The sequence below is a fragment of the Geodermatophilus sp. SMS 5-13 genome (assembly GCF_059428245.1).
Window position 1 is genome coordinate 5603585 of record NZ_CP165729.1, and the last position, 16882, is coordinate 5620466.

Sequence of the window (16882 nt, forward strand, 5' to 3'; positions counted from 1 at the left end):
GGGATGACATCCCGCGGTGCCAGGGAGAACTACGGCCGTTTTTCTTCTTCCAATAGTTGAGAACCCTGTGGCGTCGATCGCTGCGAATGGTCAGCGGAATTGCGGTGTCGACTTGCCGATGTGCATGCTCCCGGAAATGGCGAGAGCGGGATGCCGGTGGACGAATCCACCGGCATCCCGCTCTCGGGGTCCGAGCGCGAGCGCGCTCAGTACGTGAAGCGCCCCACCGTGCCGCGCAGGTCCGCCGCCATCCGGGAGAGCTCGCCCACCGCGGTGCGGGTCTGCCCCAGCGCCTGGGTGGTGGCCTCCGCCGCCGCCGAGACCCCGGTGATGTTGCCGGCGATCTGACCGGTCCCGCCGGCGGCCTCCTGCACCGACCGCGACATCTCGTTCGTCGTGGCCGTCTGCTCCTCCACCGCGGAGGCGATGGTGGTCTGCCGGTCGCTGATCTGCGCCACGATGGCGGAGATCTCCTCGATCGCGGTCACGGCCGCCGAGGTGTCGCCCTGGATCGCCAGGACCCGGCGGGCGATGTCCTCCGTGGCCTTCGCCGTCTCCTGCGCCAGCTCCTTGACCTCGTTCGCGACGACCGCGAAGCCCTTGCCCGCCTCACCCGCGCGGGCCGCCTCGATGGTCGCGTTGAGCGCCAGCAGGTTCGTCTGCTCCGCGATCGACGTGATCACCTTCACCACATTGCCGATCTCGGCCGAGGAGTCGCCCAGCTTGGCGACCGTCGCGGTGGTGGTCTCCGCCGCCGTCACCGCCCGCGCCGCCACCTGCGAGGCCTCCGCGGCGTTCGACGCGATCTCCCGGATGGACGCCCCCATCTGCTCCGCGCCGGCCGCCACCGTCTGCACGTTGCGCGACACCTCCTCCGCCGCCCCGGCGACCACGCCGGACTGCGCCGAGGTCTCCTGCGCCGACGCCGAGATCTGCGCCGAGGACGCCGACAGCTGCTCCGACGACGCCGCCACCGCGTCCGCCGAAGCGACGATCTCGCCGACGGTGGTGGCCATCGCGTCCGCCGCGGTGTTCAGGGCGGAGGCCATGCGGCTGATCTCGTCCTGCCCGTGGACGGGCAGCCGGACGGTCAGGTCACCGCCGGCGACCCGCTCGAGACCGTCCTGGACCGCGGCGATCCCGCGGGAGATCCGCCGGGACACCACGACGGCGACGGCCAGGCCGAGCACGAGGGTCACCAGGGCCACCGAGACGGCGATGATCGTCGTCCGGGCGGCCGCGGCCTCCGCGTCGGCCCGCGAGCCGGCCACCCGCGCGTCGACCGACGACACCAGGTCGGTCATCGCCTGGTCGAGGACGTAGAACACGTCCCACTTGTCCCCGCTCGAGAGCGCGTCGCCCTCATCGAGCCGGCCCTGCGCCCACAAGGCGAAGATCTGGTCGTTGTAGTCGCTCATCTTCTGCCAGTTGTCCTGGATGGTGTCCAGGCTCTGGCGGGCCTTCTCGTCGAGCAGGCTGCGGTCGATCGCGAACAGCTTCTCGAAGCCGGTCGCCCCGTCCTGGTAGGCCGCGACGTTGTCACCGCCCGGCGCGGCCGCGACCGCACCGCCCTCGACGCGCGACTTCCAGGCGGTGATGTTCTGCCAGTTGGCGGCCCAGAGCAGGTCGTAGCGGGCGGCCTCGACCTGCCGCTGGACCCCCTCTGCCGTCTCGACCTCGCGCTGCAGGTCGTCGACGTGCCGGCCGCTGATCGCGCCGGTCACGGTCGAGGTGAGCAGTCCCAGCAGCAGGACGCCGGTGAGCCCGAGGATGCGCGCGCGGACGCCGCGATCGCGCAGCCAGTGGCGCCGGGCGCCGGGCGGAAGGGTCGTGTTCATCGGTGGACCTGGTCCCCGTTCGTGTCCGTGGTCGGATGGAGCTGTCAGTAGGTGAAGCGGCCCACGGTGCCGCGCAGGTCGGCGGCCATGCGGGAGAGCTCGTCGACCGCGGTGCGGGTCTGGGTCAGCGCCTGGGTGGTCGAGTCGGCCGCGGTGGAGACGCTGGTGATGTTCTCCGCGATCTGACCGGTCCCACCCGCGGCCTCCTGCACCGAGCGCGACATCTCATTCGTCGTCGCGGTCTGCTCCTCCACCGCCGAGGCGATCGTCGTCTGCCGGTCGGAGATCTGCGCGACGATCGAGCTGATCTCCTCGATCGCCGTGACCGCGGCCCCGGTGTCGTGCTGGATCGCCTCCACCCGCCGGGCGATGTCCTCGGTCGCCTTCGCCGTCTCCTGCGCCAGCTCCTTGACCTCGTTGGCCACGACCGCGAAGCCCTTGCCCGCCTCACCGGCGCGGGCCGCCTCGATGGTCGCGTTGAGCGCCAGGAGGTTGGTCTGCTCCGCGATCGAGGTGATCACCTTGACGACGTTGCCGATCTCGGCCGAGGAGTCGCCCAGCTTGGCGACCGTGGCGGTGGTGGTCTCCGCCGCCGTCACCGCCCGCGCCGCCACCTCGGAGGCCTCCGCGGCGTTCGAGGCGATCTCGCGGATGCTGGCGCCCATCTGCTCGGCACCGGCGGCCACCGTCTGCACGTTCCGGCTCACCTCGTCCGCGGCGCCGGCGACGACACCGGACTGCGCCGACGTCTCCTCGGCCGAGGCGGAGATCTGCGCCGAGGACGCCGACAGCTCCTCCGACGACGCGGCGACCGCGTCCGCCGAGGCCACCACGGAGGCCATGACCTCCCGCAGGCTGTCCTGGGCGGCGTCGAGGGCGAGGGCCATCCGGCCGACCTCGTCCCGCTGGTCGATGCCGGCCCGCCGGGTCAGGTCACCCTCGGCCAGCCGCTCGGCGGACCCGCGGACCCGGTCCAGCGCCCTGGTGATTCCCCGGGCCACGAGGATGCCGAAGGCCAGCGCCAGGAGCGCGCCGACGACGATCACGACGATCAGGAAGGTCCGGGTGGAGGCGTACTCCTCGGCGGCGGCCGCGGCGCTCTTCTCGGCCGTCGTCCCCTGCATCTCGGACAGCGCCTGCAGCTCCTCGACGATCCCCTGGCCGAGCGGAGCGACCTTGTTCGCCCGCAGGTCGTTGAACTCCGGGCTCTGCGCCTTGCCGGCGGCGGCCAGCGCGTCGAGCTGCTCACCCAGGTCGATGTAGGTGGCGATGTCCTCCGTGGCGGTCGCCAGCGCCGTCCGGATCGCGGCGGTGGGACGCGTCTCCGCGACCAGGCGGTCGGCGGCGTCCGAGAGCGCCGCGCGGGCCTCGTCGCGCTGGCCGAGGTAGGCCTGCTTGGCCGCGGGGTCGCTGGAGTAGGTGGCGTTCGTGGAGTTGAACCGGCTCGCGAGGAACTGGAACCGGATCTCGTCCGCCAGCTGGGTGCCGAGGACGTTCTGCTGCTGCATGGCGTCGGCGCGGTCGGCGGACGCGGACAGCGCGCCCAGACCGAGGACGCCGGTGAGCACCGCGACGACCACGGCGAGGCCCACCGCGATGGTCACCTTGACGGCGACGGACAGGTCGCGGAACCGCCGCGACGACGAACGGACACGCATCTTCGGGTCTCCTGGAAAGAGCAGGGGGAGGGGAGGGAGGGGAGGGTCAGTAGGTGAAGCGGCCGACAGTGCTGCGCAGGTCGGCGGCCATGCGGGAGAGCTCGTCGACCGCGGTGCGGGTCTGGCCCAGGGCCTGCGTCGTCGAGTCCGCTGCCGTGGAGACGCTGGTGATGTTCTCGGCGATCTGCCCCGAGCCGCCGGCGGCCTCGGTGACCGACCGCGACATCTCGTTGGTGGTGGCCGTCTGCTCCTCGACCGCGGAGGCGATCGTGGTCTGCCGGTCGCTGATCTGGGCCACGATGGCGGAGATCTCGGCGATCGCGTCCACCGCGGCGCCGGTGTCGCCCTGGATCGCCTCGACGCGGCGGGCGATGTCCTCCGTGGCCTTCGCCGTCTCCTGCGCCAGCTCCTTGACCTCGTTGGCCACGACCGCGAAGCCCTTGCCGGCCTCCCCTGCCCGCGCCGCCTCGATGGTGGCGTTCAGGGCCAGGAGGTTCGTCTGCTCGGCGATCGAGGTGATGACCTTGACGACGTTGCCGATCTCGGCCGAGGAGTCGCCGAGCTTGGCGACCGTGGCGGTGGTGGTCTCCGCGGCGGTCACCGCACGGGCGGCCACCTGCGAGGCCTCGGCGGCGTTCGAGGCGATCTCCCGGATGGACGCCCCCATCTGCTCCGCGCCCGCGGCGACCGTCTGCACGCTCCGGGAGACCTCCTCGGCCGCCGAGGCCACGACGCCGGACTGCGCCGAGGTCTCCTGCGCCGACGCCGAGATCTGCGCCGAGGACGCCGACAGCTCCTCCGACGACGCCGCGACCGCGTCCGCCGAGGCCACCACCGACGACAGCACCCCGCGCAGGTTCGCCTGCGCCTCCGCCAGCGAGCGCGCCATCCGGCCCAGCTCGTCGTCCGACGCAACGTCCGGCGTCACCGTCAGGTCGCCGGCCGCCATGGCCTCGGCCGTCCGCTGCACCGAGCGGACGGTGCGGGTGATGAGCCGGACGACGACGACCGCCAGGCCCGCGACGAGCACGATCCCGATCACCAGGGTGAGCGCGACCTGCAGCATCACGTCGCCCGCCAGGTCCTCGCCGGCCGCCGCCTGGTCCGCGGCGGCCTGCGCCTGCGCGTCGCTCTCCAGCGCGTAGGGGTCCATCGCCGCGCTGGCCAGGGGCTTCTCGTCGGCGAAGCGGAAGCTGACTCCGGCGTCCATCGCGGCCAGCGCCCCGTCGGTGGCGGCGTAGTAGGCGTCGATGCCCTGGGTGAAGGCGGCCCACGACGCGTCGTCGGCCTGCAGGCCGTCGTACTGCCGGATCAGGTCCTGGAGCTCGGTCTGCCGCTTCGTCAGGTCCTCGCGCAGGCTCGCGCGGCCCTCCGGGTCGGCCACGTTGTAGGAGATGATCCGCACGCGGTCGCCCTGGAAGCCGCGCTGGATCGCGCCCAGCGTCACCAGGGGCGCCACGTTCTGCTCCTGCAGGCGCGTCTCGCCGTCGCGCAGGGACTGCGCGCCGCGCACGGCGAGCACCGCGGTGACGACGCCGACCAGGGCCATCAGGGCGACGAGGACGCCGATCTTGGTCCCGACGGACCGGTCGGTGAACCAGCGCGCGCGGCGACTGGGAACAGCGGACATGGGGGAGCTCCTGGGAACGGACCGACGGGTGTGCCGCGCCGTGCCCGGGTCCGTCCGACCCACGTGTCACAGGCGTTGCGGCGACGAAACTAGGTCGTCCCGGAGCGATGTGACGAGCATTCCAAGGGTGTGTCGGAATGGCTCGGGATATTCGTTCGATGACCGTTTCAGAAGTGTCGACCTGTCGCCAGGCAATCGATCGGATCGCCATTTCGACGTATCGACACGGGGGAGAGCGGGCGGGGGTGGCCGACGCCGGCCACCCCCGCCGCATGCCGCGTCAGTAGCTGAAGCGCCCGACCGTCGTCCGCAGTTCGGAGGACATGCGGGACAGCTCGTCCACCGCGACGCGGGTCTGGCTCAGTGCCTGGGTGGTGTCGCCGGCCGCCGACGAGACGCTGACGATGTTCTCGGCGATCTGGCCCGAGCCGCTGGCGGCCTCGGTCACCGAGCGGGACATCTCCTGCGTGGTGGCGGTCTGCTCCTCGACCGCGGAGGCGATGGTGGCCTGCCGGTCGCTGATCTGCGCCACGATCTCGGAGATCTCCTCGATCGCGGTCACGGCCGCCGAGGTGTCGCCCTGGATCGCCAGGACCCGGCGGGCGATGTCCTCCGTGGCCTTCGCCGTCTCCTGCGCCAGCTCCTTGACCTCGTTGGCCACGACCGCGAAGCCCTTGCCCGCCTCCCCGGCGCGCGCCGCCTCGATGGTCGCGTTGAGCGCCAGCAGGTTGGTCTGCTCCGCGATCGAGGTGATCACCTTGACCACGTTGCCGATCTCGGTGGAGGACTCGCCCAGCTTGGCCACGGTGACCGTGGTCGCGGCGGCCGCGGCCACGGCCTTGTTGGCGACCTGGCTGGCCTCGGCCGCGTTGGTGGCGATCTCGCGGATGGACGCGCCCATCTGCTCCGCGCCCGCCGCGACGGTCTCGACGCTGCGGGACACCTCCTCCGCCGCGGCGGAGACGACGCCGGACTGCGCGCTGGTCTCCTCGGCGGAGGCCGCGATCTGCGTGGCCGAGGCGGACAGCTCCTCCGCGCTGCCGGCGACGGCACCGGCCGAGCCCGCGACCAGCGCCATGACGTCGCGCAGGCTGGCCTGGGCGGCGTCCAGCGCCGTGGCCATCTGGCCGATCTCGTCGGTGCTGCGCACGTGGGTGTCGATCGTGAGGTCACCCGTGGCCAGCGCCTCGAGCGAGGCCTTCACCATCCGGACCGGCCGGGTGATCGACCGCATGGTGAACACGCTGATGACCACGATCAGGAGCAGCCCGGCCGCGGCCGCGAGCACCGAGGCGAGCTGGGCGGTGCTGATCGCCGTCTCGAGCGCCTCCGACGCGGCCTGGGTGTCCGTCGCCAGGGTGTCCTTGGCCGCGCTCACGGCGCTGTCGGTGACGTCGTTGGCCTTCTGGATGTCCTCCCAGATCAGCCGGGTACCGGCCTGGTCGGCCACCGCCTTGTTCACGAAGACGGTGATGTCGTCGGTGTACTGCGTGAAGCTGTCCTCCAGCGCGTCCACCGCGGTGGCGCTGTCCCCGGTCAGGGGGATGACGCTCAGCTCCTCGATCAGGCCCTGCGCGGTCTCACCGTCGCCGGCCAGCTCCTCCAGCTCACCGGCCGGGTCGGTGCGGACCAGCGCCTTGTAGCCGTCGACCTTGAGCTCGCTGGCGCGCGTGTCGAGCTGGAGGACCAGCGCCTGGGCCTGGCCCAGGTTGGCCACGTCGGCGCTCGCCTGCTGCACGTGGGAGTTGCCGATGAGGACGGCGGTCAGCAGGCCGGCCAGAGCGAGTACTACGACCCCGATGAGGGCGCCGAACTTCTGCGCGAGCGGCCGGTTGGCGAACCAGCCCGGCGGCCGACCCGACCGCGGAGGAATAGCGGTGGTGCTCATGCGGGGTCTCCCTGAATTGCTGTGGTGGCGACTTGATGCGCACGCAGATTGTTGCCACTCCAGCCACGCTCACCGGGTTGATTCCATGAAGTCTTCGGAATCGTGACCAGAAATGCGCGTCGGCGTCCCGCGCCGAGAAACATGTCGACAACCCGGAATACCTTCCGAATTGCCGATGGAATGGGGGCGCGGCGGCGGAACGCGCAGCTGGGGCCGCCGCCGTTCGCCCGTTCCGGCGCCCCGGCACCCGCAGGTGTCGACACGCCAGGACGACGACCGCCCTCGGCGCAGGCACGGTCACCCCGGACCGGGCTGCGGCGCGGCGGAGGTCAGCCGAGCAGGGCCGCGAGGTCCTCGAGGGCCGCGACGGCGGCCGCTGGATCGGCCACCCGGTAGCGGGCGGCGGTCTCACCCTCGCCCACCTTCACCGTGACGCCGTCCGGCTCCAGCGCCCGGAAGCCGTCCTCGTCGGTGACGTCGTCGCCGAAGTACACCGCGCCGTCCGCCCCGAGCTCGGCCCGCAGGCGGCGCAGCGCGCTGCCCTTGTCGGCGTCGGTGACCGCCAGCTCCAGGACCGCCTTGCCCGGCTTCTTCGTCAGTGACGAATCCGCCAGCGCACTGACCCGCGCCAGCAGCGCGTCGCCCGTGGCGGCATCTGCGACCTGCCGCACGTGCACCGCCACGCTGGCGGGCTTGACCTCCAGCCGGGCGCCGGGCACCTCGCCCACCACCGGGGCCAGCTGCTCGGCCAGCACGTCGCGCCGCTCGGCCAGTTCCGCGGTCAGCGGCCCGTCGAACTCCGCGCCGTGGCTGCCCACCCACCGGTACGGCCCGGCCAGCCCGCTGGTGCGCTGCAGGTCGGCCACCCCGCGGCCGCTGACGAGGGCGACGACGACCCCGTCGACGGCGGCCAGGCGGCCGAGCACCGCGGCGACACCGGCCTCCGGGACGGCGGCCGACGGGTCGCCCACCAGCCGGGCCAGCACGCCGTCGTAGTCGCTGGCCACGAGCAGCGGCCGTCGGGCGGCGACGTCGGCGAACGCCGCGTGCAGCTCCGGCGGCCCGGATGTCATGCCTGCGTCCCGGCCCGCCCCGTGGCCGGGTCGGGGCCGTCGGCCTGGGCGCGCAGCGCGTCGAAGAACGAGCTCGCCCAGTGCTCGAGGTCGTGGCGGAACAGGTGCCGGCGCATCGCGCGCATCCGCTTGGCGCCCTCGGCCGGCTCCTGCCGCAGCGCGCGCACCAGCTGGTTCTTGACCCCCGTGATGTCGTGCGGGTTGACCAGGTACGCCTGCTTGAGCTCGGCGGCCGCGCCGGCGAACTCGGACAGGACCAGCGCGCCGCCCAGGTCGCCGCGCGCGGCCACGTACTCCTTGGCCACCAGGTTCATGCCGTCGCGGTAGGGGGTGACGAGCATGACGTCGGCGGCCCGGTAGAGCGCAGCCAGCTCCTCGCGCGGCATCGACTGGTTGAAGTAGTGCACCGCCGGGCCGGCGATCGAGCCGAACACGCCGTTGATGTGCCCGACCTGCTGCTCGATGGTCTCGCGCATGTGCACGTAGTGCTCCACCCGTTCGCGGCTCGGGGTGGCGACCTGCACGAGCACCGTCTCGGGGGCCGCGACGACGGCGTCCTCCAGCAGCTCCTGGAAGGCGTTGAGCCGGACGCTGATGCCCTTGGTGTAGTCCAGCCGGTCCACGCCGAGGACGATCTTCTCCGGGTTGCCCAGCTCGGCGCGGATCTCCTTGGCGCGGGCGATGACCTCCTCGGAGGAGGCCAGCCGGTCGAACGACGCGGTGTCGATGGAGATCGGGAAGGCCTTGGCCATCACGGTCCGGCTGTCGTACTCGATGACGCTGCCGCGGGTCCCCAGGTCGTGCAGCCGGCGGGCGAGCTGGACGAAGTTGCTCGCCGCCGCCGGCCGCTGGAAGCCCACCAGATCGGCCCCGAGCAGCCCCTCGACGATCGCCTGCCGCCACGGCAGCTGGGTGAACAGCTCGTACGGCGGGAACGGGATGTGCAGGAAGAAGCCGATCGTCAGGTCCGGCCGGCGCTGGCGCAGCAGCGCCGGGACCAGCTGCAGCTGGTAGTCGTGCACCCAGACGATGGCGTCCTCGGCCGCGACCTCGGCGGCCCGCTCGGCGAAGCGCCGGTTGACCTGGACGTAGGTGTCCCACCAGGCCCGGTGGTACTCCGGCTTCTCGACGACGTCGTGGTAGAGCGGCCACAGCGAGGCGTTGGACATGCCCTCGTAGTAGCGGTCCACCTCCTCCTCGGAGAGCTCTACCGGTACCAGCGACATCCCACCGGACTCGAAGGGCTCCGGGGCCTCACCGGCCGAGCCCGACCAGCCGACCCAGGCCCCGCCGCGGCCCGCGACGAACGGCTCGAGGGCCGTCACCAGCCCGCCGGGGCTGCGCTGCCAGCGCGTCGTCCCGTCCGGGTCGGTCACCTGGTCGACCGGAAGCCGGTTCGCGACGACGACGACCGGGCTGTCCGCCCGCACGTGTTCTCCCCCTGCGTCCGCCACCGCACCGACCCTATCGATCCGGCGTCCCTCAGGCACGCGCAGGCATGATCACCGGCGCGGTCGGGGGGGATGAGCACAGCGTGCGGCGGTAAGCTCGCTCGCCCGTCGCGAGAGCCGAAGGGGTCGCGGAAGGCCCCTCCCTGGGGCTCGGGGAGGCAGCCGATGACGACACGGGGCACGCCGGTGGAACCGGTCGACTCCGACGTCGACCTGCACGTGCCCGAGCAGCGCCGCCAGCGCACCTGGGACCCGGCGGTGCTGGCCGCGATCGCGGTGGGGGGCGTGCTGGGGGCCGAGGCGCGCTACGGGATGGGCGTGCTGCTGCCGCACCAGCCCGGCCAGTGGCCGATGGCCACGTGGCTGGTCAACATCAGCGGCTGTTTTCTCATCGGCGTCCTCATGGTGGTGATCACCGAGCTGACCTCGCCGCACCGGCTGGTCCGCCCGTTCCTCGGGGTCGGGATCCTCGGCGGCTACACGACGTTCTCCACCGCGATGGTCGACGTGCAGCAGCTGACGCTCGCCGGCCGCGACGGCGCCGCCCTGGGCTACCTGCTCGCCACCCTGGCCGCCGCCGTCCTCGCGGCCTTCCTGGGCATGCTGCTCACCCGCGGAACGGCTGCGGCATGGCTGCGGCTGCGACGGGCCACGCCGTGATCCCGCTGTGGGTGGCCGTCGGTGCCGCGGTGGGCGCGCCGGCCCGTTACCTGACCGACCGCATGGTGCAGACCCGGCACGACAGCGTCTTCCCGTGGGGCACGCTGACGGTCAACCTGGTCGGCTCGTTCATCCTCGGGTTCCTCGTCGCGGCGACCGCGCACCTGGCCCCGACGGTGACCGCGGCCCTGAGCACCGGCTTCTGCGGCGCGCTGACCACCTACTCGACCTTCAGTTACGAGATCCTCAGGCTGCTGGAGGAGCGGTCGCGGTTCTACGCCCTGGCCAATGTGGTCGCCAGCCTGCTCGGGGGGCTGGGCGCGGTTGCCCTGGGATGGATGCTGGCCGGCTGGCTCGTCTGACCGCCGTCAGGCCCGTGTCTCGGGGAAGAGCAGGTCCACGAAGCGGGCGACGGTGGGCTGCGGCTCGTGGTTGGCCAGCCCGGGACGCTCGTTCGCCTCGATGAAGACGTGCTCGGGGCCGTCGACGTCCGGGACCAGGAAGTCCAGGCCGGTCACCGGGATGCCGATCGCGCGGCTGGCGCGCACCGCCGCCGCGGCGATCTCCGGGTGCAGCCGGTCGGTGACGTCCTCGATCGTGCCGCCGGTGTGCAGGTTCGCCGTCCGGCGCACCCGGATCCGCTCGCCCTTCGACGGGACGTCGTCCAGCGCGAACCCGGCGCCGGCCACCACCTCGGCGGTGATGTCGTCGAGCGGGATGCTCGACTCCCCGCCGGTCGCCCGCTCACGGCGGCGGCTGGTCTTCTCGACCAGGTCGGCGACGGTCGACCGGCCGTCGCCGATCACCTCGGCGGGACGGCGGACGGCGGCCGCGACGACGCGGTGGTCGATGACCACGACCCGCAGGTCGTCGCCCGCGACCAGCTCCTCCACCACCACGTCCTGGCAGAACGGCAGCGCCAGCTCGACCGCGCGCTCGAGCCCGTCGCGGTCGCGCACGCCGACGGTGATGCCCTTGCCCTGCTCGCCGCGGGCCGGCTTGACGACCACCTCGCCGATCTCGTCGAGCAGTTTGGCGGCGTCGTCGAGGTCGTCCTCCCGGGCCGGCGCCCCGCGGGGCACCCGCACACCGGCGCGCTGCATGATCCGTCGGGTCACCCGCTTGTCGTCGCAGCGGGCGAGCGCCACCGCGGAGGTCAGCTCCGACAGGGATTCCAGGGTGAGCACGCTGCGGCCGCCGAGGGACAGCCGCAGCTCGCCGGAGTCGGCGTCGGTCACCTCGACGCGGATCCCGCGCCGCAGCGCCTCGTCGGCGATGATCCGCGCGTAGACGTTCAGGTCGTCGAGCTCCGGCGGCCGGGCGGCGAACAGCGGCGAGTTGATCGGGTTCTTCCGCTTCACGCAGACGGCCGGCACCTGGGTGAAGCCGAGCTTGCGGTACAGCGCGATCGCCGGGGCGTTGTCGTGCATCACCGACAGGTCCAGGTAGGCGCGGCCGCGGGCGGCGTACCGCTCGGCCAGCACGCGCACCAGCGCCTCCCCGGCCCCCGGCGGCGCGTCCTGGGCGTGGACGGCGAGGCACCACAGGCTGGTGCCGCCCTCGGGGTCGGCGAAGGCGAGCGCGTGGTCGACCCCGGTGACGGTGCCGACGATCCGGCCGGTCCGCCGGTCCTCGGCCACCAGGTAGGTGAACGCGCGGGTGCGGTGGTTGGCCCACATGGTGTCCGCGTCGGCGGTGACCATGCCGTTGCGGGCGTAGATGTCGTTGACCGCCGCCATCTCCGCGCGCGAGGTCACCGTGCGCACGAAGACGCCGCGGATCAGCTCGCCGCGCGCCCGGTAGCGGTGCAGGTCCAGCCGGAAGGTCAGCGACGGGTCGAGGAACAGCTCGTCCGGCGCCAGCCCGATGAGCACCTGCGGGTCGCGCGGGTAGACGCAGATGTCCCGCCGTCCGGACTCCTCCGCGCGCAGCGCGTCTAGCACGCCGCGCAGGTCGCCGAACGTGTGCCCGAAGACCAGCCGGCCCCAGCCCATGTCGAGGACGACGTCGGTGCGCATGCCGCGGCGCTCGTGCGCCGACGGACGGCGGGTGGAGCGGTCGGTGAAGCCACGGGCGCGGGTGCGGCGGCGGGCGCCGGCGATCCGGGGGGAGGTCACCGGCTCACACCCCGTGGGTCTGCAGCCACAGCTCCAGCAGGCCCAGCTGCCAGAGCTTGTTGCCCTTGAGCGGCGTCAGCTCGCCGTTCGGGTCGGCCAGCAGCGCGTCGACGTACCCGTCGCGGAACAGCCCCCGCTCGCGGGCCGCGGCGCTGCTCAGCGCGTCGCGCACCAGGGCGAGCACCTTGCCCTCGAGGTGCGTGATGGCCGGCACCGGGAAGTAGCCCTTGGGCCGGTCGATGACCTCGGGCGGGATGATCCGCCGGCCGATCGCCTTGAGCACGCCCTTGCCGTCGTCGGCGAGCTTGAGCTCGGGCGGGCAGGCAGCGGCGAGTTCCACCAGGTCGTGGTCGAGGAACGGCACCCGCGCCTCGAGGCCCCACGCCATGGACATGTTGTCGACCCGCTTGACCGGATCGTCGACCAGCATGATCTCGCTGTCGAGGCGCAGGGCGGCGTCCACCGCCGTCGCGGCGCCGGGTGCGCCCATGTGCGCCCGGACGAAGGCCATCGACGGGTCGTCGTCCACGCTGTAGCGGTCGGCGACGAGCCGGCGCATGTCGGCGGGGCCGCGGTCGAAGAACCGTTCCGCGTAGGTCGCGCTGCCCTGCTGAGGCGAGAGCCCGGCCAGCGGCTGGTACCAGTGGTAGCCGGCGAACACCTCGTCGGCGCCCTGGCCGGACTGCACGACCTTGATCGTCTGGCTCACCCGCTCGCTGAGCAGGTCGAAGGCGACGACGTCGTGGCTGACCATCGGCTCGCTCATCGCGCCGACCGCGTGGTCGAGCGCGCCGGCCAGCTCGTCGGAGGCCACCCGGATGCGGTGGTGGTCGGTCGCGAAGTGCTCGGCGATCACGTCGGAGTAGCGGAACTCGTCGCCCTCCTGCCCGGCCACGGCCTCGAACCCGATGCTGTAGGTGGCCAGCCCGGTCTGCCCCTCCTCGGCGAGCAGGCCGACGATCAGGCTGGAGTCCAGGCCGCCGGAGAGCAGCACGCCGACCGGGATGTCGGCGACCAGCCGCCGGCGGACGGCGACCCGCAGCGCCTCCTCGACGGCGTCCTCCCAGTCGCGCGCCGTCCATCCCGCGTGCTCCTCGCGGCGTTCGTAGCGCGGCTGCCAGTAGCGGTGCTCGCGGCTGGTGCCGTCGGCCTCGATCACCCGGACCGTCGCCGGCGGCAGCTTCCGGACGCCGGTGAGGATCGTCCGCGGCGCCGGTACGACGGCGTGCCAGGTCAGGTAGTGGTGCAGCGCGACCGGGTCGACGGAGGTGTCGACATCCCCGGCCTTCAGCAGGGCCGGCAGCGACGAGGCGAACCGCAGCCGGCGGCCCGGCGACTCGGCCAGGTAGAGCGGCTTGATGCCCAGCCGGTCGCGGGCCATGACCACCCGGCCGGTGTCCCGCTCGTGGAGGACCACGGCGAACATGCCGTGCAGGTGGTCGACGAAGTCGAGGCCCCAGTGGTGGTAGCCCTTGATCAGGACCTCGGTGTCGCTGGTGGAGAAGAAGCGGTAGCCGTGCCCCTCCAGCTCGGCGCGCAGCTCCTGGTAGTCGTAGATGCAGCCGTTGAAGACGGCGGTGAGCCCGAGCTCGTTGTCGACCATCGGCTGGGCCCCGTGCGGGGAGAGGTCGATGACCGAGAGGCGGCGGTGGCCGAACGCCACCCGGCCCGCGCTCCACGAGCCCTGGCCGTCCGGGCCGCGGGGGACGAGCGCGCAGACCATGCGGTCCACCGCGCCCGTGTCGGCCAGGGAGCCGTCGAAGGTGATCTCGCCGGAGAGGCCGCACATGCACTCTGATCTAACCCGCTCCCGCGCGGGCATGCGCGGGAGGGCCCAAGTCACATCCTTGGCACCGGCCGGTGTTCCACGTGGAACGCGCGGCCCCGCACGATCAGCTCAGATCACCGCAGCGGCTCCTGGCTCACCTCCGGACGTGAGCCAGGAGCCGCTGGGATCAGCTCCGGTGATCGTGGCCGGGCGTCCGCTCTCAGGCGGTGAGGCGCTGCACCGCCGCCACGACGTCGACCAGGCCGGTGCCCTTGTCGAAGGACGTCGAGTACGCGCCCACCGACGTGTACGCGGCGCCGTTCGTGTACGGGTACGCGGTGCCCTTCAGCGCCGCCTCGATCTCCGCCGGGGTCGCGGTCGGGTCGGCCTGGAAGAGCTGGGCGACGATCCCGGCGATGTGCGGCGCGGCCATCGAGGTGCCGCTGATCGTGTTGAACGTGCCGACGTCCAGGGCGCCCGGGCCGTTCTGCGGCGCCAGGCCGGTCATGCAGATCGGCAGGTAGAGCCGGCAGGAGCTGGTGATGTTCTCCCCGGGGGCGGAGAGGTCCGGCCAGGTCGACGGGTCGGCCGCGGCGCCGCGCGAGGAGTAGTCGCTGACCACGCCGTCCCGGGTGCCGGTGTCCTGGTCGAAGTAGGACGCGACGGACAGGATGCCGCCGGTCGGGTCCTGGCCCGGCGGGTTGGTCAGGGACGACGACCCGTCGCCGCCGTCGTTGCCAGCCGCCCAGACGGTGACGACACCCTCGGCGGCCAGCGCCCGCTGCAGCTTCACCGTCGCCGAGTTCGGATCGAACGCCCCTCCGCCGGTGGGGCCGTAGGAGTTGTTGGTGACCTTGATCGGCGGGCAGGTGCTCGCCGGGACGCCGGCACCGCACGGTGCGTCGTGGTGCTCCAGCACCCAGTTCAGCGCCGAGTCCGCGCCGACGATGAGCAGGACGGCGCCGGTGGAGATCGACACCAGGCTCGCGCCGGGCGCCGCGCCCTGCAGCCGCGTGCCGTCGGAGAGCGTGGTGGGCCGGCCGGCGACGATGCCGTTGACGTGCGTGCCGTGGCCGCCGCCGGAGATCGTGTCGGTGTCGAGGCCGTTCGGCACCTTCAGCACGCAGTCGCTGCTGGTGTTGGACTCGTCGAGGCAGACGCTCTTGTAGCTGGCGACGACGGCGCTGCTGCCGTCGGGGTTCCGCAGGAACGGGTGGGTCGGGTCGACGCCGGAGTCGATGACCGCCACCGAGACGCCGCTGCCGTCCAACTGCTGCCCGTTCGCGCCGGTGAGGCTGCGGACCGCCTCGGCGCCGCGGGTCGCGGTGTTGGACGTCTGGTCGAGGAACGCGATCGGGCTGTCGCCCTCGAGGTAGGTGACGCCCGGCTCGCCGCGAGCCGCCTCGACCTGCGCGGCGGTGCCCGAGGCGACGGCCACGCCGATCTTCGCGAACTCGGTGATCGGCCGCATGCCGGTCGCGGCCACGGCCGCCCGGGCGGCGCCGATGTCGGTGCCGTGCACGAGGACGGTGGTCGGGACGGCGCCGGCCGGCGCGGCGAGCTGGTCGGCCAGGAAGTCCTGGACCGGCGCGAGCGCGGCGGACGGGGGAGCGGCCTGGGCGGGGGACGCGGCGAGGACGCCGGCGACCAGCGCCGCCAGGCTCCCCACCCCCAGGACTCGACGGGACCGGCTCATGGCACTCCTCGGATCGGGCGGGGCGACGCTCTCGTGGTCTGCCTGAACGAGCCACCCGCCCTCCGGTTACCCCCCGGTTACCGGAGGCGCCTCCGCGTAGGGTCGGGGGCATGCAGACACGGACACTCGGCGGCCTGACCGTCGCGGCCCAGGGACTGGGCTGCATGGGGATGAGCGAGTTCTACGGAACCGGCGACCAGGCCGAGGCCGAGCGCACCATCCAGCGGGCCCTCGACCTCGGCGTGACGTTCCTCGACACCGCCGACATGTACGGGCCGTTCACCAACGAGCAGCTGGTCGGCCGCGCGATCGCCGGCCGCCGGGACGAGGTCGTCCTGGCCACCAAGTTCGGCAACGAGCGCACCCCGGACGGCCGGCGGCTCGGCATCAACGGCCGGCCGGAGTACGTGCACCGGGCCTGCGACGCCTCCCTGCAGCGGCTGGGCGTCGACGTGATCGACCTCTACTACCAGCACCGCGTCGACACCTCGGTGCCGATCGAGGACACCTGGGGCGCGCTGCGCGAGCTGGTCGAGGCCGGGAAGATCCGCTACGCGGGCATCTCCGAGGCCGCGCCGGAGACGATCCGGCGGGCGCACGCGGTGCAGCCGGTCGCCGCGGTGCAGACCGAGTACTCGCTGTGGACCCGCGACCCCGAGGACGACGGCGTCCTGGCGACCTGCGCCGAGCTCGGGATCGGCTTCGTCGCGTACTCGCCGATCGGCCGCGGAATCCTGTCGGGGCAGATCCGCAGCCTCGACGACCTGGAGGAGAACGACTTCCGCCGGCACAACCCGCGCTTCCAGGGCGAGAACTTCGCCCGCAACCTCCAGCTGGTCGACCGGGTGCGCGAGATCGCCGCCGACAAGGGGGTCACCGCCACCCAGCTGGCGCTGGCCTGGGTGATGGCGCAGAGCGACCGCGGCGGCAACCCGGCCGTCGTCCCGATCCCGGGCACCAAGCGCGTGCGCTACCTGGAGGAGAACGCGGCGGCGGCCGACGTCGTCCTGACCGACGACGACCTGCGCCGGCTGGACGAGGCCGCCCCGCTCGGCGCGGCCCAGGGCAACCGCTACCCGGACATGTCGCCGATCCACCGCTGA

General features: G+C 72.8%; 12 protein-coding genes. 3 read left to right on the forward strand and 9 right to left on the reverse strand.

Annotated elements, in window-relative coordinates; all coding sequences use genetic code 11:
* Positions 1 to 206: 206 nt before the first annotated feature.
* The 6 genes from AB3388_RS27210 to AB3388_RS27235 all read right to left on the reverse strand — a co-directional run bounded on the left by AB3388_RS27210 (position 207) and on the right by AB3388_RS27235 (position 9517).
* Complete coding sequence (locus tag AB3388_RS27210; protein WP_495408470.1) at positions 207 to 1838, reverse strand: methyl-accepting chemotaxis protein; 1632 nt, start codon at positions 1836 to 1838, stop codon at positions 207 to 209.
* 44 nt (positions 1839 to 1882) lie between these two features.
* The gene (locus tag AB3388_RS27215) at positions 1883 to 3496 is read right to left on the reverse strand and encodes a methyl-accepting chemotaxis protein (protein WP_495408471.1); all 1614 of its coding nucleotides are present in this window, start codon (positions 3494 to 3496) and stop codon (positions 1883 to 1885) included.
* A 46-nt stretch (positions 3497 to 3542) separates the two neighbouring features.
* Positions 3543 to 5126 carry a methyl-accepting chemotaxis protein gene (locus AB3388_RS27220; RefSeq protein ID WP_495408472.1) on the reverse strand — a complete coding sequence of 528 codons (1584 nt, stop codon included), beginning with the start codon at positions 5124 to 5126 and terminating at the stop codon, positions 3543 to 3545.
* Positions 5127 to 5406: 280 nt separating this feature from the next.
* The gene (locus AB3388_RS27225) at positions 5407 to 7014 is read right to left on the reverse strand and encodes a methyl-accepting chemotaxis protein (protein ID WP_495408473.1); all 1608 of its coding nucleotides are present in this window, start codon (positions 7012 to 7014) and stop codon (positions 5407 to 5409) included.
* 329 nt (positions 7015 to 7343) lie between these two features.
* On the reverse strand, positions 7344 to 8087 hold the full coding sequence (gene otsB, locus AB3388_RS27230; RefSeq protein WP_495408474.1) for a trehalose-phosphatase: 744 nt from the start codon (positions 8085 to 8087) through the stop codon (positions 7344 to 7346).
* Complete coding sequence (locus AB3388_RS27235; protein ID WP_495408475.1) at positions 8084 to 9517, reverse strand: alpha,alpha-trehalose-phosphate synthase (UDP-forming); 1434 nt, start codon at positions 9515 to 9517, stop codon at positions 8084 to 8086. The genes otsB and AB3388_RS27235 overlap by 4 nt, the downstream gene beginning before the upstream one ends.
* Before the next feature lie 186 nt (positions 9518 to 9703).
* Here AB3388_RS27235 and AB3388_RS27240 point away from each other — a divergent pair, with 186 nt between their 5' ends.
* Positions 9704 to 10198 carry a fluoride efflux transporter FluC gene (locus AB3388_RS27240; protein ID WP_495408476.1) on the forward strand — a complete coding sequence of 165 codons (495 nt, stop codon included), beginning with the start codon at positions 9704 to 9706 and terminating at the stop codon, positions 10196 to 10198.
* Positions 10168 to 10560, forward strand: coding sequence for a fluoride efflux transporter CrcB (gene crcB / locus AB3388_RS27245; RefSeq protein WP_495408477.1), 393 nt, complete (start codon positions 10168 to 10170; stop codon positions 10558 to 10560). Before AB3388_RS27240 ends, crcB begins: the two co-directional genes overlap by 31 nt.
* 6 nt (positions 10561 to 10566) lie before the next feature.
* On the opposite strand, the gene ngg is transcribed toward crcB, so the two are convergent.
* The 3 genes from ngg to AB3388_RS27260 all read right to left on the reverse strand — a co-directional run bounded on the left by ngg (position 10567) and on the right by AB3388_RS27260 (position 15779).
* Positions 10567 to 12315, reverse strand: coding sequence for an N-acetylglutaminylglutamine synthetase (gene ngg, locus AB3388_RS27250; RefSeq protein WP_495408478.1), 1749 nt, complete (start codon positions 12313 to 12315; stop codon positions 10567 to 10569).
* A gap of 4 nt (positions 12316 to 12319) precedes the next feature.
* Positions 12320 to 14104 carry an N-acetylglutaminylglutamine amidotransferase gene (locus AB3388_RS27255; protein WP_495408479.1) on the reverse strand — a complete coding sequence of 595 codons (1785 nt, stop codon included), beginning with the start codon at positions 14102 to 14104 and terminating at the stop codon, positions 12320 to 12322.
* Between the two features lie 199 nt (positions 14105 to 14303).
* On the reverse strand, positions 14304 to 15779 hold the full coding sequence (locus tag AB3388_RS27260; RefSeq protein WP_495408480.1) for a S8 family serine peptidase: 1476 nt from the start codon (positions 15777 to 15779) through the stop codon (positions 14304 to 14306).
* 110 nt (positions 15780 to 15889) lie between these two features.
* On the opposite strand from AB3388_RS27260, the gene AB3388_RS27265 reads away from it, so the two are divergent.
* Entirely contained in the window at positions 15890 to 16882 is a 993-nt protein-coding gene (locus AB3388_RS27265; protein WP_495408481.1) for an aldo/keto reductase, read from the forward strand.

Coding starts and splice junctions, on each gene's coding strand:
- AB3388_RS27225 (WP_495408473.1), bottom strand. CDS start 7,014: ATGAGCACCACCGCTATTCCTCCGCGGTCGGGTCGGCCGCCGGGCTGG.
- AB3388_RS27220 (WP_495408472.1), bottom strand. CDS start 5,126: ATGTCCGCTGTTCCCAGTCGCCGCGCGCGCTGGTTCACCGACCGGTCC.
- crcB (WP_495408477.1), top strand. CDS start 10,168: ATGGCTGCGGCTGCGACGGGCCACGCCGTGATCCCGCTGTGGGTGGCC.
- AB3388_RS27255 (WP_495408479.1), bottom strand. CDS start 14,104: ATGTGCGGCCTCTCCGGCGAGATCACCTTCGACGGCTCCCTGGCCGAC.
- AB3388_RS27260 (WP_495408480.1), bottom strand. CDS start 15,779: ATGAGCCGGTCCCGTCGAGTCCTGGGGGTGGGGAGCCTGGCGGCGCTG.
- AB3388_RS27240 (WP_495408476.1), top strand. CDS start 9,704: ATGACGACACGGGGCACGCCGGTGGAACCGGTCGACTCCGACGTCGAC.
- AB3388_RS27265 (WP_495408481.1), top strand. CDS start 15,890: ATGCAGACACGGACACTCGGCGGCCTGACCGTCGCGGCCCAGGGACTG.
- AB3388_RS27215 (WP_495408471.1), bottom strand. CDS start 3,496: ATGCGTGTCCGTTCGTCGTCGCGGCGGTTCCGCGACCTGTCCGTCGCC.
- AB3388_RS27210 (WP_495408470.1), bottom strand. CDS start 1,838: ATGAACACGACCCTTCCGCCCGGCGCCCGGCGCCACTGGCTGCGCGAT.
- otsB (WP_495408474.1), bottom strand. CDS start 8,087: ATGACATCCGGGCCGCCGGAGCTGCACGCGGCGTTCGCCGACGTCGCC.